The 17,270-nt window shown below is 65.5% G+C and carries 14 protein-coding genes; 11 read left to right on the forward strand and 3 right to left on the reverse strand.

The annotated features are described in order from the left end of the window. Nucleotides 1–116: 116 nt before the first annotated feature. Together ltrA and BM315_RS25235 are read right to left on the reverse strand one after the other, a co-directional pair. On the reverse strand, nucleotides 117–1,814 hold the full coding sequence (gene ltrA, locus BM315_RS04700) for a group II intron reverse transcriptase/maturase (RefSeq protein WP_090498318.1): 1,698 nt from the start codon (nucleotides 1,812–1,814) through the stop codon (nucleotides 117–119). Between the two features lie 847 nt (nucleotides 1,815–2,661). Next, nucleotides 2,662–2,793, reverse strand: a complete 132-nt coding sequence (locus BM315_RS25235; protein WP_268787740.1) for a hypothetical protein — start codon at nucleotides 2,791–2,793, stop codon at nucleotides 2,662–2,664. 298 nt (nucleotides 2,794–3,091) lie between these two features. Here BM315_RS25235 and BM315_RS04705 point away from each other — a divergent pair, with 298 nt between their 5' ends. The 3 genes from BM315_RS04705 to BM315_RS04715 are packed head-to-tail and all read left to right on the forward strand — an operon-like array spanning nucleotide 3,092 to nucleotide 5,545. Continuing rightward, nucleotides 3,092–4,117: an aminoglycoside phosphotransferase family protein gene (locus BM315_RS04705; RefSeq protein ID WP_090498320.1), complete on the forward strand. Its 1,026-nt coding sequence runs from the start codon at nucleotides 3,092–3,094 to the stop codon at nucleotides 4,115–4,117. After that, nucleotides 4,114–4,785, forward strand: coding sequence for an N-acetylmuramate alpha-1-phosphate uridylyltransferase MurU (murU, locus tag BM315_RS04710; RefSeq protein ID WP_090498322.1), 672 nt, complete (start codon nucleotides 4,114–4,116; stop codon nucleotides 4,783–4,785). The genes BM315_RS04705 and murU overlap by 4 nt, the downstream gene beginning before the upstream one ends. A gap of 1 nt (nucleotide 4,786) precedes the next feature. Further along, entirely contained in the window at nucleotides 4,787–5,545 is a 759-nt protein-coding gene (locus BM315_RS04715) for a DnaJ domain-containing protein (protein ID WP_090498324.1), read from the forward strand. A gap of 16 nt (nucleotides 5,546–5,561) precedes the next feature. Here the strand turns inward: BM315_RS04715 and BM315_RS04720 are convergent, their stop codons facing one another. Further along, on the reverse strand, nucleotides 5,562–6,533 hold the full coding sequence (locus BM315_RS04720; RefSeq protein WP_090498326.1) for an alpha/beta hydrolase family protein: 972 nt from the start codon (nucleotides 6,531–6,533) through the stop codon (nucleotides 5,562–5,564). Nucleotides 6,534–6,742: 209 nt separating this feature from the next. Between BM315_RS04720 and BM315_RS04725 the strand changes: the two genes are divergently transcribed. The 8 genes from BM315_RS04725 to gabT form a co-directional block, all read left to right on the forward strand. Further along, on the forward strand, nucleotides 6,743–9,151 hold the full coding sequence (locus tag BM315_RS04725; protein WP_090498328.1) for a PAS domain-containing sensor histidine kinase: 2,409 nt from the start codon (nucleotides 6,743–6,745) through the stop codon (nucleotides 9,149–9,151). After that, nucleotides 9,148–9,777 (forward strand): response regulator, encoded by a 630-nt coding sequence (locus BM315_RS04730; RefSeq protein WP_090498330.1) that lies wholly within the window; start codon nucleotides 9,148–9,150, stop codon nucleotides 9,775–9,777. Before BM315_RS04725 ends, BM315_RS04730 begins: the two co-directional genes overlap by 4 nt. Before the next feature lie 154 nt (nucleotides 9,778–9,931). Then, a complete protein-coding gene (locus BM315_RS04735; protein WP_090498332.1) occupies nucleotides 9,932–11,041 on the forward strand; it encodes an ABC transporter ATP-binding protein in 1,110 nt (369 codons plus the stop codon). Between the two features lie 55 nt (nucleotides 11,042–11,096). Continuing rightward, complete coding sequence (locus BM315_RS04740) at nucleotides 11,097–12,131, forward strand: ABC transporter substrate-binding protein (protein ID WP_090498334.1); 1,035 nt, start codon at nucleotides 11,097–11,099, stop codon at nucleotides 12,129–12,131. A gap of 105 nt (nucleotides 12,132–12,236) precedes the next feature. Beyond that, a complete protein-coding gene (locus BM315_RS04745; protein WP_425287766.1) occupies nucleotides 12,237–13,478 on the forward strand; it encodes an ABC transporter permease in 1,242 nt (413 codons plus the stop codon). 58 nt (nucleotides 13,479–13,536) lie between these two features. Then, nucleotides 13,537–14,364, forward strand: a complete 828-nt coding sequence (locus BM315_RS04750; protein ID WP_090498338.1) for an ABC transporter permease — start codon at nucleotides 13,537–13,539, stop codon at nucleotides 14,362–14,364. A gap of 25 nt (nucleotides 14,365–14,389) precedes the next feature. Then, nucleotides 14,390–15,847, forward strand: a complete 1,458-nt coding sequence (gene gabD / locus BM315_RS04755) for an NADP-dependent succinate-semialdehyde dehydrogenase (protein WP_090498340.1) — start codon at nucleotides 14,390–14,392, stop codon at nucleotides 15,845–15,847. A gap of 203 nt (nucleotides 15,848–16,050) precedes the next feature. Then, a partial coding sequence (gabT, locus tag BM315_RS04760; RefSeq protein WP_090498342.1) for a 4-aminobutyrate--2-oxoglutarate transaminase occupies nucleotides 16,051–17,270 on the forward strand: 1,220 nt, incomplete at its 3' end.

The raw sequence follows: 17,270 nt of genomic DNA on the forward strand, positions 1-17,270 counted from the left end.
GCCCAGGGGCCGCACGCCTCTCGATGGGCTGAAAGTCGGGTGGCCCCGATCCGTTGCCGGAATCGGGGCCCCCTAAGAACCGTACGTGCGCCTTTCAGCGCATACGGCTCAAGCCTTTACAAAGCCCCCGAAGGGGCCGGCTTGCATACTGTCAAACCACGAGCATGGAGCTGCTGGTGGCAAATGGGGTGCAATAGTACCCGGTTATTTAGGGAGTCTCCACCGCCTTGTGAGCGGTAGATAATGTGGTGGTCGTGCCACCCCGTTTCCTTGGTAATCGGTTGATTGCAGAGCGCACACAGTCCTTTCTGACTCTGGAACAGGCGAAGGATTTGCTCGCGGTACTTCAGCTTCTTCAGCATCCGTTCCATCCGCAGTTTCTCGCCCATCTCTTCCATGGCAGGATCGAAGGGGTTGTATTCCCCGCTCACCTTCTTGTGCCGCTCGATCGGTGTACTCGCAAGCGAGTACAGTCCGACGTTCCGCTTTGCTCCTGACTCGTCCATTAGCGTGGTGGCAAACACCCAGTTCTGTTCGCTTTGGGTCTGGTAATACTTCTTCCTGACCCATTCCAGCGACTTGTTCGGGTGTCGCCGTTTCGCCCAACGCCAGAGCTTGAGAAACACTCTGTAGTCCATGCGGCTATACGCCTGTTTGGCGACTACGGGCTGGTGATACAGCGCCCAGCCACGCAGCATCGGGTTCAGCAGTCGGATCAGATCCTCTTGCCTGGCCGTCTTGTGGGTGTCGATGACTTCCTTCACCTTGCGATAGAACGCCTTGACGTTCTTCTTGCTCGGCTTGATCAGGAGCTTCCCGTTGTACTTGCGGAAGTTCCATCCAAGGAAATCGAAGCCTTGGTCGATGTGGACGATCTGCGTCTTTTCGGGCGACAACCGCAGCCCGCGTACCGCCAGGAACTGCTCTACCCAGGGTTTGACCTCGCTTTCCAGAAGCTCCGGGGAGTCTCCAGTGATCACGAAGTCGTCCGCATAACGCACCACGTTGACCTTCAGCTTCTTGGCCCTTGTCACGCACAGGTGTTGCTTGAGCTGCGATTCCAGACCATCGAGCACCATGTTCGCCAGGGTGGGCGAGATAATCCCACCCTGTGGCGTACCGGCATCCGTTGCCTGTAGCTGGCCTTTGTGAACCACACCAGCCTTCAACCATTTCCGCAAGACCGCCTTGTCCGTTGGGGCGTTGGCGATCAGCCAGTCATGGTTGATATGGTCGAAACAGCCCAGTATGTCCGCCTCCAGTACCCATTGGGCCGAAGCCTTCTTGGATAGGGAGAGGAACAACTGTCCCATCGCATCCGCCGTCGAGCGTTCGATTCGAAAGCCGTAGCTGTTCGGATCGCCCGTGGTTTCCGCGATGGGCGCCAGTGCCAGCAGATACAGCGCCTGCATGGCCCTGTCGGTCATGGTCGGGATGCCCAGGGGGCGCTCCTTCCCATTCGACTTCGGAATGAACACACGCCGTAAAGGCCGTGGCTGGTATCCGCGCCGCTTCAACCCTTGTGCCGCTTTCCATTTGGCGTCGGGTGTATCCCAGAGCACGCGGTCGACTCCCGCCGTGCGCTTGCCCTGGTTTTCAGTGACTCGCCGTACGGCCAGAAACCTGGCCGACGTCGAGCGGGTCAGCATCCGTTGCAGGGCTTTCACCCTGCGCCATTCGCCTTCCCGACAAGCCTTCGCAATCCGCACCTGCATTCCCCGGACGTTCCGCTGCACACGACACCAATCGATGTCGTGCCACTGCCGCGGAGCACCGGAAAGCGCAGACCCGGCCTGTTGGCTGAGCTCTTTCATGCTGCTTTCCTCTCAAGATGGTTGAGCCACCCCGAGCGGAAGACACACGCCGATCCCTGACGGGAAGCGCGCATCCCGCCAGGGTTGGTTAGGTTGGGCTCTATACAGCCGAGCCCGAGGTTCATTGAGACAGGTTCAATCAGAGGTCATGCGACGAAAGACCACGCAGAAGTCTGCCCGGTTTCCCGTGGGGTGATATTCCAACCCCTATCCGAACCATTACAGCCCGGCGTTCGCTTTCTCTGCGATCCCCTACCCGCACCGCCAACAGCTCGCCTTGCGGCTAGCCTGCCACTAGGGCAGCGATACGGGCTTACCACGTTCCCTATCTGTCACACGACTGGGTTAGGGCCTGCCTTTTCACCGGAGGTCGTAGTGGCGACGTATCCCCACATCCCACGGAGATAACCGACCTCGCACCTTTTGGTTCATGCCTAACAGCAGTTTGGGCATGGTTATCCTTACGGTGTTTATCAGCAGTTCACTTGCGTTGCCCATACCAGCCAGCCTAGCGCCTCAACCCGGTACTGCTCCGAGCATCTACGCCTCGCCTCGCGGCGAGGTCGCACCCTGACGGGGGCTACATTGTCGGGAAAGCTTCATACCCCACCGTTACCGGTGACGCATGTTTCCCTAGGCTATCGTTGGTCGCACAACGAGTCCGCTACCATTCCGAACCGGCAATGGCTGGACAATGACAGACAGAGCTTTCGCTCATGTCTCCGGTTTGAAGTGAGCAGGGACTGCTACAGCAGCGTGCTCTGGGTGAGTTTTCCTCCTGTTTTTGAGGCAGGAGGAACCCCAGCGGGGATTCTCTCCCGCGAGGGTGGGGCCGCCAGGGCCAGGGTCAACGTTTGTGGGGAGCTCTATGCTTAGCGAGGTAGCCCTTTATTTCAGGCCACTTTGCCCAGACTGCCATTCCGCTACAGAAGAACAGCAGGCAGGTCAGCAGGAGAAAACCAAAGACTTCTTGGCTCATGCCTTCCCTCCGTTGAGTGTGCACTCCAGAACCTAGTGAAGCTGGTTCGCAGTCGCGCTTCCGAGTGCTAGGCGACCTTGGGGTTTGCGGCCGCCGCTGCGGCAAGTCCTTGAAGGCAATGGACTTCTGGGCTGGTTTTGGTTCCCTGGACTGGATGCCGGGGCCCTTGGTTTCCTTACGGAAACCCTTCACGATGACTCCTCACCGCGAAGCTGGAGACACGCTACGCGTGTCGCACAAGATGCTGGATAATAAAGCATGACCCGCGCAACGGCTAGCGCCGTCGGAGACCCCTGTAATGCCTGATGAAGATATACGTTTGCAGCTTCTCAACCGCTGGCTCGACCAGCAACTGCCAGCCTTGTTCGCCGCCCGCGGCTGGGGTGAGGTGCCGCTCGGCACCCTGACGCCCGCCAGCAGTGACGCCAGTTTCCGCCGTTATTTCCGCTGGCAGGGCGCTGGCCGCAGCCTGATCCTGATGGATGCACCACCGCCGCAGGAAGACTGCCGGCCCTTCGTCAAGGTCGCCGAGCGGCTGGCCGAGGCTGGGGTCAATGTGCCGCAGATTCTCGCCCAGGACCTGCCGCGGGGATTTCTCCTGCTCAGCGATCTGGGGCACCAGACCTACCTGGAGGTGATCGACGGGCAGAACGCCGATCGGCTGTTCGACGATGCCGTGCAGGCCCTGCTGGCCTTTCAGCAGCTGCCGATGGATGCGCCGCTGCCCAGTTATGACGATGCCTTGCTGCGCCGCGAGCTGCAGCTATTCCCCGAGTGGTATGTGCGGCGGCATCTGGGCATCGAGCTGAGCGAGGCGCAACAGGCCGCCTGGCAGCGCATCTGCGCACTGCTGATCGACAGTGCCCTGGCCCAGCCCAGGGTGCTGGTGCACCGCGATTACATGCCGCGCAACCTGATGCTCGGCACGCCGAACCCCGGGGTACTGGACTTTCAGGATGCGGTCTACGGCCCGGTGACCTACGACGTCACCTGCCTGTTCAAGGATGCCTTCCTCAGTTGGCCCGAGCCGCGGGTGCGCGGTTGGCTCGCGGGCTACTGGCAGCAGGCCAGGGCGGCGGGGATTCCGCTGCAGGCCGAGCTGGACGACTTCCTGCGCGCCAGCGACCTGATGGGTGTACAGCGTCATCTCAAGGTGATCGGCATCTTCGCGCGCATCTGTCACCGTGATGGCAAGCCCAGGTACCTGGCCGATGTACCGCGCTTCTTCGCTTACATAGAGGCGGTACTGGCGCGTCGGCCGGAGCTGGCCGAGCTGGCACAGCTGTTCGCCAGCCTGCCCCAGGCCGCAGCGGTGCCGGCATGAAGGCGATGATCCTTGCTGCCGGCAAGGGCGAACGCCTGCGCCCCCTGACCCTGCATACGCCCAAGCCGCTGGTCCGGGCCGCCGGCGTACCCTTGATCGAGTACCACGTGCGCGCCCTGGCCGCGGCCGGATTCCGTGAGCTGGTGATCAACCACGCCTGGCTCGGTCAGCAGATCGAGGACTACTTGGGCGATGGCGCGGATTTTGGCCTGAACATCGCCTATTCGGCCGAAGGCGAACCGCTGGAAACCGGCGGCGGAATTTTCCGCGCGCTGCCGCTGCTGGGCGATCAGCCCTTTGTGCTGGTCAATGGCGACATCTTCACCGACTACCCCTTTGCCGAGCTGCGTCGACCCTTGCCGGGATTGGCCCATCTGGTGCTGGTGGAGAATCCGCCGCATCACAGTGCCGGTGATTTTGCCCTGTGCGCCGAGCGGGTCGGCGAGGCGCACACCGACCAGCCGAGTCTGACCTACAGCGGTATCGCCGTGCTGGCCCCGGCCTTGTTCGCCGGTTGCCAGCCGGGCGCCTTCAAGTTGGCGCCGCTGTTGCGCCGGGCCATGGGCGCAGGCCTGGTCAGTGGCGAGCGTTTCGCCGGGCGCTGGGTCGATGTCGGCACCCATGAACGCCTGGCCGAAGTCGAGCGTTTGCTCGCCGCGGGGCACTGAGGTGCTCTGGCCGGCGACGCTGCTCGGTGCCGTTGGCGGCCTGGCCCTGGCCAGCATTCCCGGCGCCCTGCTCGGCGGGCTGCTCGGTCAGGTGGTGGATCGGCGCTTGCGCTTGCACAGCTGGGCGGCGTTGCGCGAGCGGCTGGGCGCCAGGCCGTATCCGGGGGACGCGGAGTTGCTGTTTGTCCTGCTCGGGCGCCTGGCCAAGTGCGATGGCCGGGTGCTGCAGGCGCATATCCTCCAGGCGCGGGCCGAGATGCAGCGCCTGGGCCTGGATGCCGCGGGCCAGCGGCGGGCAGTCGCGGCCTTCGCCCGCGGCAAGACCGGCCGCGATGGCCTGCGCGCACCCTTGCGCCGCCAGCGCGAGCAGGCCGAAGCCCTGTTGCGTGCGTGCTGGCGCATGGCCTGGGTCGACGGCCGGGTCAGCCAGGCCGAGCGCGAATTGATTCTGCTGTGGGGCAAGTGGCTGGACGTGTCGATGGCGACCCAGCAAGTGCTGAGCGCGGCCTATGCGCCGCAGCAAGGCCCACTGGCGGCCAGCGGCGGTAGCTACCAGCAGGCGCTACGCTTGCTCGGCGTGAGCGCCGACAGCGAGCCGGCGCAGATCAAGCGCGCCTACCGGCGCCTGTTGAGCCGTCACCACCCGGACAAGCTGGCCGGCAGCGGGGTATCGCCCGAGCGCCTGCGCGAGGCCACGGAAAAGACCCGCGAACTGCACCAGGCCTACGGCCTGGTGCGCCAGCGGCGTGGCTTTCGTTAGCAGTCTGTCGGACAGTTCAGCGCGCTTTCAATTGCAGGGTGAGCCAGCCGCGCAGGCGGCGGTACAGCTGCTCCTGTTCGACCTCGGGGTTGCCCGGCAGGGCCTTGAGCGCCACCTGGGTATAGGCCGGGTGCTCCTGGCGCTTGCTGGCCTGGATGCGTCTGGCGGCGTTGCGTTCGAGTTGCCGATCCTGGTAGTAGAAGTCGCCGGTGGCCAGCGTGAGGCCGGTTTGCAGTTCGTCCAGTGCCGGGCTGGCGTCGGCTGCCGGTTGGATGTCCACCAGCAGCAGGCTGCGCACGTCGGCGGGGCGCTCTTCGTTGAGATAGCGGGTGCTCCAGTAGCCGCCGCTGCCGTGGCCGAGCAGGACGATGTGTCTGGCCTGCTGCTGGCGGGCCAGTTCCAGCGCCGCGGCGATACGCTGCTTGATGCGCAGGGCGTGGCGTTCGTCGGGGGCTTGCAGCGGCTGGTCGGCCTGCAGGCTCGCCGCGTCGGCGCCTGACGGCTCGCCAGCAGGGTCGGCGTCGACCGGCGCTGGCGCGTTCGCGACCTTGATGGGCGCTGGCGGCAGGCTGTCCTGCGGGTCGGGCAGGCTCAGGCTCAGGCTGTGCCAGCCGGCATTCGGCAGCTTGCGTCGCAGCGGGCCGATGACCCTGGGCCAGTCGGGGCTTTCGCCAGCGCCGGCGATCAGCACCACCACGCCGTGGGCCTCGGCCGTATTGGCGGGACGCCACAGGGCCAGGAAGGCTTCATCCCCGGCCTGCAGCAACTGCTGTTCCTGGCCGGGTAGGTGGCGGCTCAAGGCGCGGGCGGCATCCGCACTGCGTTCGGTTTGTGCTGGACGACTCCCGGCTGCCACGGACGGATCAAGCGCTGCGTCCTGGTCGCCTGCGGTGTTGCTCGCGGTGCCGGCTTCTTCGGCCGGCGCGCCGATCGGCAGCAGCAGGCTCAGGCTCAGGGCGGTCAGCAGGGGGCGGATGGCGCGGGGCATGGACGACTCCGGGGCGGACGATGAGCGCCTCAGCCTACTGCTTGCATGGCGCTTTGTCAGTGCCAGCCCTTGGCGAGCCGGGCCTGGACTGGAGTAAGGTATGTGCACTTGTGAACTCAACGCCTGCCTGTGACGACTGTCTGGCGCTGAGGTTGGCGATTTTCACGCCTGTGAATTCTATCCCGCTGCCCTGGCAGAGTAACTTTGGTATGAGTCCTATCTGGTCGCGCATCCTCTTTCTGCTCCTGGCGTGGCCACTATTCGCCTGGGCTGAAGACTCGGCGGTGCCCCTGCGTCCGCTCTACACCGCCGAGCAGCAGGCCTGGCTCGCCGAGCATCGGCAGTTGCGCGTGGGCCTGCTCATGCAGGCGCCCTGGGCCTTGTACGACCGGCGCCAGCAGCGGCTTTCCGGGGCCAATGTGGAGCTGATGAGCCGCCTGCTGCAGGGCATGGGGGTCGAGCCGCTGTGGGTGCGTTTCGCCGAGCAGGACGAGCTGGATGGGGCGGTGCGGCGCGGTGAGGTCGATCTCGCGCCGGGACTGCAGCAGACCCCGCGCGGCCTGCGTCTGTGGCTCTATTCCGCGCCCTACATGCGGGTGCCGCACCTGGTGGTGAGCGAGCAGCGCGGCATCAGCGCGGTCGACCTCGACCGCCTGGGGCACGATGAGCTGGTCGCGGTGCGCGAGCCGAGCGCCGTGTTCGAGTACCTGTACAAGACCCACAACAACTTGCGCCTGCAGGCGGTGAGTTCGGAGCGGGTAGGCCTGCTGCGCCTGTTGCGCCAGGAGGTCAGCTACGCCGTGGTCGACGAGGCGCGCCTCAGCCTGCTGCTGCGCGAGCCGCAGTTCGCGGCCCTGAGCATCGTCGGCGATATCGGCCTGCCGCAGTTGCTGCGTATCGCCAGCCGGCGCGACGAGCCGCTGCTGGCGGAAATCCTCGAACGGACCCTGGAGGCCATGCCCGGGCGCGAGATCGAGCTTCTGCGCGAACGCTGGCTGCCGTTGAAGTACCCGCAGATCGGCGAGTCCCTGGCTTTCTGGCGCGGCCTCGCGCTGTTGCTGTTGTTGGCCTTGCTCAGCACCGCGGCCATCGTCCTGCATCTGCGTCAGCAGCGCCGCGGCCTGGAGCGTCAACTGCTCGGCGTGCGCCAGGAGTTGAGTCAGCGCGAGGTGGCCGAACAGGCCCTGCGCCTCAGTCAGTTTTCCATCGACCACAGCACCGTGGGCATTCTCTGGGTCAATTGGGACAGCCATGTGCGTTATGCCAACCGCGCCGCCGAGGACATGCTCGGCTATGCCGGCGGGGCACTGGTGGACCTGCCGTTGCAGGCGCTGGAACCCAGTCTGGATATGGACCGCTGGTTGAGCCTGTGGAAGCTGGCGCGCAGCAGCGACGAGGCCTTGCCGGGTTTCGAGAGCGAGTGCCTGCGTGCCGACGGCAGCGGCTTGCCGGTGGATGTGTCGCTGAGTTTCCTGCGCTTCGACCGGGCGGAATACCTGGTGGTGTTCCTCGCCGATGTCACCGAGCGCCGCCGTGCCCGCGCCGCCCTGCAGGAGAGCGAGGCGCGGCTCAAGGGCATCGCCGGCAACGTGCCCGGTCTGGTGTTTCGCCTGGAGCGCACCGCCGTCGAGCAGCAGGTGGTGTTCGCCTATATCAGCGAAGGCAGTGTCGAACTGGTCGGTTATCCGGCCGCCGAGTTGCAGCGCGCCGACCGCGGAATTCGCAGCCTGGTGCACCCCGACGATCAGGCCAGCTACCGGCGCAGCCAGGACGCAGCCCTGGCCGGCGACCGCGACTGGCAGTGGCAGGGACGCATCCTCACCCGCGCCGGCCAGTTGCGCTGGGCCGATATCAAGGCCACCGCGCGGCGCCTGGGCGAGGGCCGGGTGGTGTGGGACGGGATCGTCTGGGACATCAGCGAGAACAAGCAGGTGGAGCTGGCGCTGGGCGAGTCACGGGCGCGCCTGCGCGAGTTGTCGGCGCATCTGGAGAGCGTCCGCGAGGAGGAAAAGGCGCGCATCGCCCGCGAGGTACACGACGAGCTGGGCCAGGTGCTCACCGTGCTCAAGCTGGAAACCGCCATGTGCGAGCTGGTCTGCTCCGGCCAACTGCCGGAGCTGGATAAGCACCTGCAGAACATGAAGCGCCTGATCGCCCAGCTGTTCCAGCTGGTGCGCGATGTGGCCACCGCCCTGCGCCCGCCCATTCTCGATGCCGGCATCGCCTCGGCCATCGAGTGGCAGGTGCGCCGCTTCGAGGCGCGCACCCAGATCCCGTGCATGGTCGAGGTGCCGGAGAACCTGCCGAAACTCAGCGATGCCAAGGCCATCGGCCTGTTTCGCATTCTTCAGGAGGCGCTGACCAACATCATGCGCCACGCCGGCGCGCACAGCGTCCAGGTGAGCCTGCGCCTGGAGGACGGCGAGCTGTGCCTGTGCGTCAGCGACGACGGCAAAGGCTTCGCGCCCGAGCAGCGCAAGCCGGGACAGTCGTTCGGCCTGGTCGGCATGCAGGAGCGGGTCTTGATGCTCGGCGGCCGGTTGCAGATTGACAGTCAGCCCGGCGAGGGCACTACCCTGTGCGCACGAGTGGCGGTGGCTGAGGAGGAAGTGGCGTGATTCGGGTGATAGTGGCTGAGGACCACGCCATAGTGCGTGAAGGTATCAAGCAGTTGATCGGCATGGCCCGCGACCTCGAGGTGGTGGGCGAGGCCGGCAATGGCGAGCAGTTGCTCGAGTGCCTGCGCAAGACCGCCTGCGACGTGGTGCTGCTGGATATCAGCATGCCCGGGGTCAACGGCCTGGAGGCGATTCCACGGATCCGTGCGCTGGCCAACGGACCGGCGATCCTGGTGCTGTCGATGCACAACGAGGCGCAGATGGCCGCCCGTGCGCTGAAGATCGGCGCGGCCGGTTACGCGACCAAGGACAGCGACCCGGCGCTGCTGATCAGCGCCATCCGCAAGGTGGCCGGCGGTGGCCGCTATATCGACCCGGACCTGGCCGACCGCATGGTCTTCGAGGTCGGCCTGACCGATTCGCGGCCGCCCCATGCCCAGCTCTCCGAGCGCGAATTCTCGGTGTTCGAGCGTCTGGTGCGCGGCGAGGGAGTCAACGACATCGCCCTGCACCTGGCGATCAGCAACAAGACCGTGAGTACCCACAAGGCGCGCCTGATGCAGAAGCTCGGGGTGCACTCGATGGCCGACCTGGTGCGCTATGCCATGGAACACCGCCTGGTCTGATGCTCGTGGCATGCCCTTGTTCTTTGTAGGGCGATGCCTACACGAAACTCTCCGTCGATCTGATGACAGGTCGTCATCCTGCCCGATTTTTTCACTGCCGTGCTGCCCCTAGTCTGTAGCCAACGACGTACAGACAACAACAAAGGGTGCGGTGATGTCCGAGTCTCAGGCAAACGATGTGTTGGTGAGTTTTCGCGGTGTGCAGAAGAGCTATGACGGCGAGAACCTGATCGTCAAGGATCTCAATCTGGACATCCGCAAGGGCGAATTCCTGACCCTGCTCGGGCCGTCCGGTTCGGGCAAGACCACCAGCTTGATGATGCTGGCCGGTTTCGAAACCCCCACCGCCGGAGAAATCCTCCTCGGCGGTCGCTCGCTGACCAAGCTGCCACCGCACAAGCGCGACATCGGCATGGTGTTCCAGAACTATGCGTTGTTCCCGCACATGACCGTGGCCGAGAACCTGGCCTTTCCCCTGAGCGTGCGCGGCCTGTCGCGCACCGATACCAGCGAACGGGTCAAGCGTGCGCTGTCGATGGTGCAGCTGGACAGCTTCCGCAACCGCTATCCCGGGCAACTCTCCGGCGGCCAGCAGCAGCGTGTGGCCCTGGCCCGCGCCCTGGTGTTCGAGCCGCAGCTGGTGCTGATGGATGAACCCCTGGGCGCACTCGACAAGCAGTTGCGCGAGCACATGCAGATGGAGATCAAGCACCTGCACCAGCGCCTGGGCGTGACCGTGGTCTACGTCACCCACGACCAGGGCGAGGCGCTGACCATGTCCGATCGGGTCGCGGTGTTCCACCAGGGCGAGATCCAGCAGATCGCCGAGCCGCGCACCCTCTATGAGCAGCCGAGCAATACCTTCGTCGCCAACTTCATCGGCGAGAACAACCGCCTCAGCGGTCACCTGATCAGCCGCGATGGCGAGCGCTGCGTGGTCGGCCTGGCCCGTGGCGAGCGGGTCGAGGCGCTGGCGGTCAACGTCGGTCAGCCTGGCGAGCCGGTGACCCTGTCGGTGCGCCCCGAGCGGATTCGCCTGAACGGCCACAGCGAGGCCTGCCCGAACCGCTTCTCCGGGCGCGTCGCGGAGTTCGTCTACCTGGGCGACCACGTGCGCATCCGCATGGAGGTCTGCGGCAAAAGCGATTTCTACATCAAGCAGCCGGTGGCCGAGCTGGATTCCGCTCTGGCCGTTGGCGATCTGGTGCCGCTCGGCTGGCAGGTCGAGCACGTCCGCGCCCTGGATCCGCAGCAGCCGGACTGAACCCATCCGGGCAATTCTTCATCCTTACCCATGTGACACAGAGGAGATAACAACAATGTCGAGATCCCTGAAGTTGGCGGCCCTGGCCGTTGGGGTGGCCCTTGCAGTTCCGGCGATGGCGGCCGACCTGACTGCGATTTCGTTCGGCGGCGCGAGCAAGGAGGCGCAGGTCAAGGCCTTCTACGAGCCCTTCGAGAAAGAAACCGGCAACAAGATCCTGGCCGGCGAATACAACGGCGAGATGGCCAAGGTCAAGGCCATGGTCGACACCAACAGCGTCAACTGGAACCTGCTCGAAGTGGAATCGCCCGAGCTGGCCCGCGGCTGTGACGAGGGTCTGTTCGAGCCGCTCGATCCGGCGCTGTTCGGCAACCCGGAGGATTTCATCGACGGCGCTATCCAGCCGTGCGGCGTGGGCTTCTTCGTCTGGTCGACGGTGCTGGCCTACAACGCCGACAAGCTCAGCGGCGCGCCGAGCGGTTGGGCCGATTTCTGGGACGTGAAGAAATTCCCCGGCAAGCGCGGCCTGCGCAAGGGCGCCAAGTACACCCTGGAATTCGCCCTGATGGCCGATGGCGTTGCACCGGCCGAGGTGTACAAGGTGCTGGCCACCCGTGACGGCGTCGACCGGGCCTTCCGCAAGCTGGATGAGCTCAAGCCGCATATCCAGTGGTGGGAAGCCGGCGCCCAGCCGCCGCAGTACCTGGCCTCCGGCGACGTGGTCATGAGTTCGGCCTACAACGGTCGGATCGCCGCGGTGCAGGCCGAAAGCAACCTGCAGGTGGTGTGGAGCGGCGGTATCTACGATTTCGACTCCTGGGCCATTCCGCGCGGCGCCAAGAATCAGGAAGAAGCCAAGCAGTTCATCGCCTTCTCGGTGCAAGCGCAGCCGCAGAAAGTCTTCGCCGAAAACATCGCCTACGGCCCGGCCAAGAAACAGGCCATCGACCTGCTGGCGCCCGAGCGTCTGAACGTGATGCCGACCACGCCGGAAAACATCAAGGATCAGGTAGCCATCGACGTGACCTTCTGGGCCGACTACGGCGAGCAGCTGGAACAGCGCTTCAATGCCTGGGCTGCGCGCAACTAAAGCCGCCCCGACCCCGGCCGCAAGGCCGGGGCCTTGCCTGTTTTGCCTGTGTTTACCCGTCGCCTAGTGCGGCCGTTGCATGCGGAGTTTTCCATGGCCAGCGTAATGCCTGTCACCGACCTGCCCATCACCAGTACCAGTCTCAAGCAGCGTCTGGCCCGCGCCGAACGCTTTAATCGGCTGAAGTCCAAGGCGCTGATCCTGCCCTTGCTGGTGTTTCTCCTGCTGACCTTCCTGGTGCCCATCGGCGCCTTGCTCTGGCGCAGCGTGGACAACCCGGAAGTGGTCGCCAGCCTGCCGCTTACCGTGGCGGCCATCGCCGAATGGAACGGCAAGGCACTGCCGGGCGAGGCGGTCTATCGCGCCGTGAGCCTGGACATCGTCGAGGCGCGTCAGCAGCGCAGCCTGGGTGATCTGTCCAAGCGGCTGAACATGGAACTGGCCGGCTTTCGCAGCCTGATCAGCAGCACCGCCCGTGCGCTGCCCTTCGCCAGCGAACCTGCGTCCTACAAGGACGCCCTGGAAAGCCTGGACGAGCGTTGGGGCGACCCGGCCTATTGGCAGGTGATCCGCCGCAACAGTTCGAGCTTCACCCCCTATTACCTGCTGGCCGCCCTCGACCATCGCATCGACGATCTCGGCGAGCTGGCCAGTGCCACCCCGGACCAGGCCATCTACCTGGACATTTTCGTGCGCACCTTCTGGATGAGTCTGGTGATCACCGCCATCTGCCTGGTGCTGGCTTACCCGCTGGCCTACCTGCTGGCCAACCTGCCGACCCGGCAGAGCAACCTGCTGATGATCCTGGTGCTGCTGCCGTTCTGGACCTCGATCCTGGTGCGGGTGGCGGCCTGGATCGTGCTGTTGCAGTCCGGCGGCCTGATCAATGGTGCGCTGCTGTCGCTGGGCATCATCGACGAACCCTTGCAGCTGGTGTTCAACCGCAGCGGGGTGTACATCGCCATGGTGCACATCATGCTGCCGTTCATGATCCTGCCGATCTACAGCGTGATGAAGGGCATCTCGCCCACCTATATGCGCGCGGCAGTGTCGCTGGGTTGCCACCCCTTCGCCAGCTTCTGGCGGGTGTACTTCCCGCAGACCCTGGCCGGGGTCGGCGCCGGCTGCCTGCTGGTGTTCATCCTGTCGATCGGCTACTACATCACCCCGGCGCTGCTGGGCAGCCCGAGCGACCAGATGATCAGCTATTTCGTCGCCTTCTATACCAACACCACCATCAACTGGGGCATGGCCACGGCCCTCGGCGGCTTGCTGCTGGGCGCCACCCTGGTGCTTTACGTGGTCTACAGCTGGCTGGTCGGCGCCAGCCGGCTGCGCCTGGCCTGACCTGACCCTGTCGTCCTCGCCCGCCGGGCGAGGGCAACCTTAGGATGGAGAGAGATCTATGCTGAGCCCCTACCTGTCACCCGTCGAGCGCGTCTGGTACTACAGCCTGCGCAGCCTCTGCGCGCTGGTGCTGCTGTTCCTGATCCTGCCGGTGCTGGTGATCATCCCGCTGTCGTTCAACTCCGGCAGCTTCCTGGTCTACCCGCTGCAGGGCTTTTCCCTGCGCTGGTACGAGGACTTCTTCATGTCCGCCGACTGGATGCGTTCGCTGAAGAACAGCCTGATCATCGCCCCGGCCGCCACCGTGCTGGCCATGGTCTTCGGCACCCTGGCGGCGATCGGCCTGACCCGCGGCGAGTTCCGCGGCAAGGCGCTGGTGATGAGCCTGCTGATCTCGCCCATGGTGGTGCCGGTGGTGATCGTCGGGGTGGCCAGCTACCTGTTCTTCGCCCCGCTGGGCCTGGGCAACAGCTACCTGTCGCTGATCGTGGTGCATGCGGTGCTCGGCGTACCCTTCGTCATCATCACGGTGTCGGCCACCCTGCAGGGCTTCAACCACAACCTGGTGCGTGCCGCCGCCAGCCTCGGCGCCTCGCCGCTGACCGCGTTCCGCCGGGTGACCCTGCCGCTGATCGCCCCCGGGGTGATCAGTGGCGCGCTGTTCGCCTTCGCCACCTCCTTCGACGAAGTGGTGGTGACCCTGTTCCTCGCCGGTCCGGAGCAGGCCACTCTGCCGCGGCAGATGTTCAGCGGCATCCGCGAGAACCTGTCGCCGACCATCGCCGCGGCGGCGACCCTGCTGATCGGCTTCTCCATCCTGCTGCTGCTGACCCTGGAATGGCTGCGCGGGCGCAGCGAGAAAATGCGCACCCAGCAACCCACCTGATCGCCAAACGAACAAGAGAGCCCGCATGAGCCTTGAGTTGAAGGACCCCAGCCTGCTGCGTCAGCAGGCTTATGTGAACGGCCAGTGGTGCGAAGCCGACAGCGGCGCGCGTACCGATATCTTCAATCCGGCCAGTGGCGAGCCGATCGGCAGCGTGCCGAACATGGGCCGCGGCGAAACCCGTCGCGCCATCGAGGCCGCACAAACCGCCCAGCCGGCCTGGCGCGCGCTGACGGCGAAAGAGCGGGCCAATCGCCTGCGCCAGTGGTTCGAGCTGATCCTGGCCAACCAGGAAGACCTGGCGCGGATCATGACCGCCGAGCAGGGTAAACCGCTGGCCGAGGCCCGCGGCGAGATCGCCTACGCCGCCTCCTTTATCGAGTGGTTCGCCGAGGAGGCCAAGCGTGCCTATGGCGACCTGATTCCGGCCCATGCCATGGATAAGCGCATCCTGGTGCAGAAGGAGCCGGTGGGCGTCACCGCCGCTATCACCCCGTGGAACTTCCCCAGCGCCATGATCACCCGCAAGGCCGGTCCGGCCCTGGCAGTGGGTTGTGCCATGGTGCTCAAGCCGGCGCCGCAGACGCCGTTCTCGGCCCTGGCCCTGGCCGCGCTGGCCGAGCGCGCCGGCATCCCGGCCGGCTTGCTCAGCGTGATCCCGGCGGATGTGGGCGCCAGCCGTGAGGTGGGCGCCGAGCTGTGCGAGAACCCCATAGTGCGCAAGCTGTCGTTCACCGGCTCCACCGGCGTCGGCATCAAGCTGATGCAGCAGTGCGCGCCGACCCTGAAGAAACTGTCGCTGGAGCTGGGCGGTAATGCGCCCTTTATCGTGTTCGACGACGCCGACCTGGATGCGGCGGTCGAAGGCGCGATCATCTCCAAGTACCGCAACGCCGGGCAGACCTGCGTGTGCGCCAACCGCCTGTATGTGCAGGACGGCGTGTACGATGCCTTCGCCGCCAAGCTGCAGGCGGCGGTGGCCAAGCTCAGGGTCGGTAACGGCATGGACGACGGCGTCACCACCGGCCCGCTGATCAACGCCGAGGCGGTGGCCAAGGTCGAGCGGCATCTGCGTGACGCCCTGGACAAGGGCGCAACCCTGGTCGCCGGCGGCAACAGTTTGGGCGGCAACTTCTTCGAGCCGACCATCGTCAGCGGCGTGACCGCCGAGATGGCGGTGGCCCGCGAGGAGACCTTCGGCCCGCTGGCGCCGCTGTTCCGTTTCAGCGACGAGGCCGAGGTGATCCGTCAGGCCAACGACACCGAATTCGGCCTGGCCGCCTACTTCTACGCCCGCGACCTCGGTCGGGTGTTCCGTGTGGCCGAGGCGCTGGAGTACGGCATGGTCGGCATCAATACCGGGGTGATCTCCACCGAAGTGGCGCCGTTCGGCGGCATGAAATCCTCGGGCCTGGGCCGTGAAGGCTCCAAGTACGGTTTGGATGAGTACCTGGAAGTCAAATACCTGTGTATGGGCCTGTAGTCGCTACTGCGCTTCGCTGATGCTGCGTTGGCGGGGCCGGGAAAAATGCTCATTGGCAAAAGCCAACTCCGCTTTTTCCCGGCCCCGCCGCCTTGCCTCCCCTTCGCTCGCTACGCTCCGTGAGAGCGGTGGATGGGTGAGGCAGAACCTTTGATCCGGTGCGCACGGCGCACCCTACCGTTCACGTTTCGCCTGAGGACACCATGAGCAAAACCAACGACTCCCTGATGCAACGCCGCACCGCCGCCGTCCCGCGCGGCGTCGGCCAGATCCACCCGATCTTCGCCGAGCGGGCGCAGAACGCCACGGTCACCGACGTCGAGGGCCGCGAGTTCATCGACTTCGCCGGCGGCATCGCCGTGCTCAACACCGGCCACCTGCACCCGAAAGTCGTCGCCGCGGTGCAGGAACAGCTGAGCAAGCTGACCCACACCTGCTTCCAGGTGCTGGCCTACGAGCCCTACGTCGAGCTGTGCGAGAAGATCAACGCCCGGGTGCCGGGCGACTTCGCCAAGAAAACCCTGCTGGTCACCACCGGCTCCGAGGCGGTGGAGAATGCGGTGAAGATCGCCCGCGCCGCCACCGGCCGCGCCGGGGTGATCGCCTTCACCGGCGGCTACCACGGCCGCACCATGATGACCCTGAGCCTGACCGGCAAGGTCAATCCCTACTCGGCCGGCATGGGCCTGATGCCCGGCGGCGTGTTCCGCGCCCAGTATCCGTGCGAACTGCACGGGGTCAGCGTCGACGCCGCCATGGCGAGCATCGAGCGCATCTTCAAGAACGACGCCGAGCCGCGCGACATCGCCGCCATCATCATCGAACCGGTGCAGGGCGAGGGTGGTTTCTATGTCGCGCCGAAAGAATTCATGCAGCGCCTGCGCGCGCTCTGCGACCAGCACGGCATCCTCCTGATCGCCGACGAAGTGCAGACCGGCGCCGGGCGTACCGGCACCTTCTTCGCCATGGAACAGATGGGTGTGGCCGCCGACCTGACCACCTTCGCCAAGTCGATCGCCGGCGGTTTCCCGGTGGCCGGGGTGTGCGGCAAGGCCGAATACATGGACGCCATCGCCCCCGGTGGCCTGGGCGGCACCTACGCCGGCAGCCCGATTGCCTGCGCCGCGGCCCTGGCGGTGATGGAGGTGTTCGAGGAGGAACAGCTGCTGGAACGCTGCAAGGCGGTCGGCGAGCGGCTGGTCACGGGGCTCAAGGCCATCCAGGCCAAGCACAAGGCGATCGGCGAGGTGCGCGCCCTCGGAGCGATGATCGCCATGGAACTATGCGAGGGTGGCGATCTGCACAAACCGAATGCCGCCCTGACCGGCCAGATCGTCGCCAAGGCCCGCGACAAGGGCCTGATCCTGCTGTCCTGCGGCACCTACGGCAACGTGCTGCGGGTGCTGGTGCCGCTGACCGCCGA

Origin of the sequence: Pseudomonas borbori (assembly GCF_900115555.1) — a bacterium.
In the GTDB taxonomy this organism is placed as follows: domain Bacteria; phylum Pseudomonadota; class Gammaproteobacteria; order Pseudomonadales; family Pseudomonadaceae; genus Aquipseudomonas; species Aquipseudomonas borbori.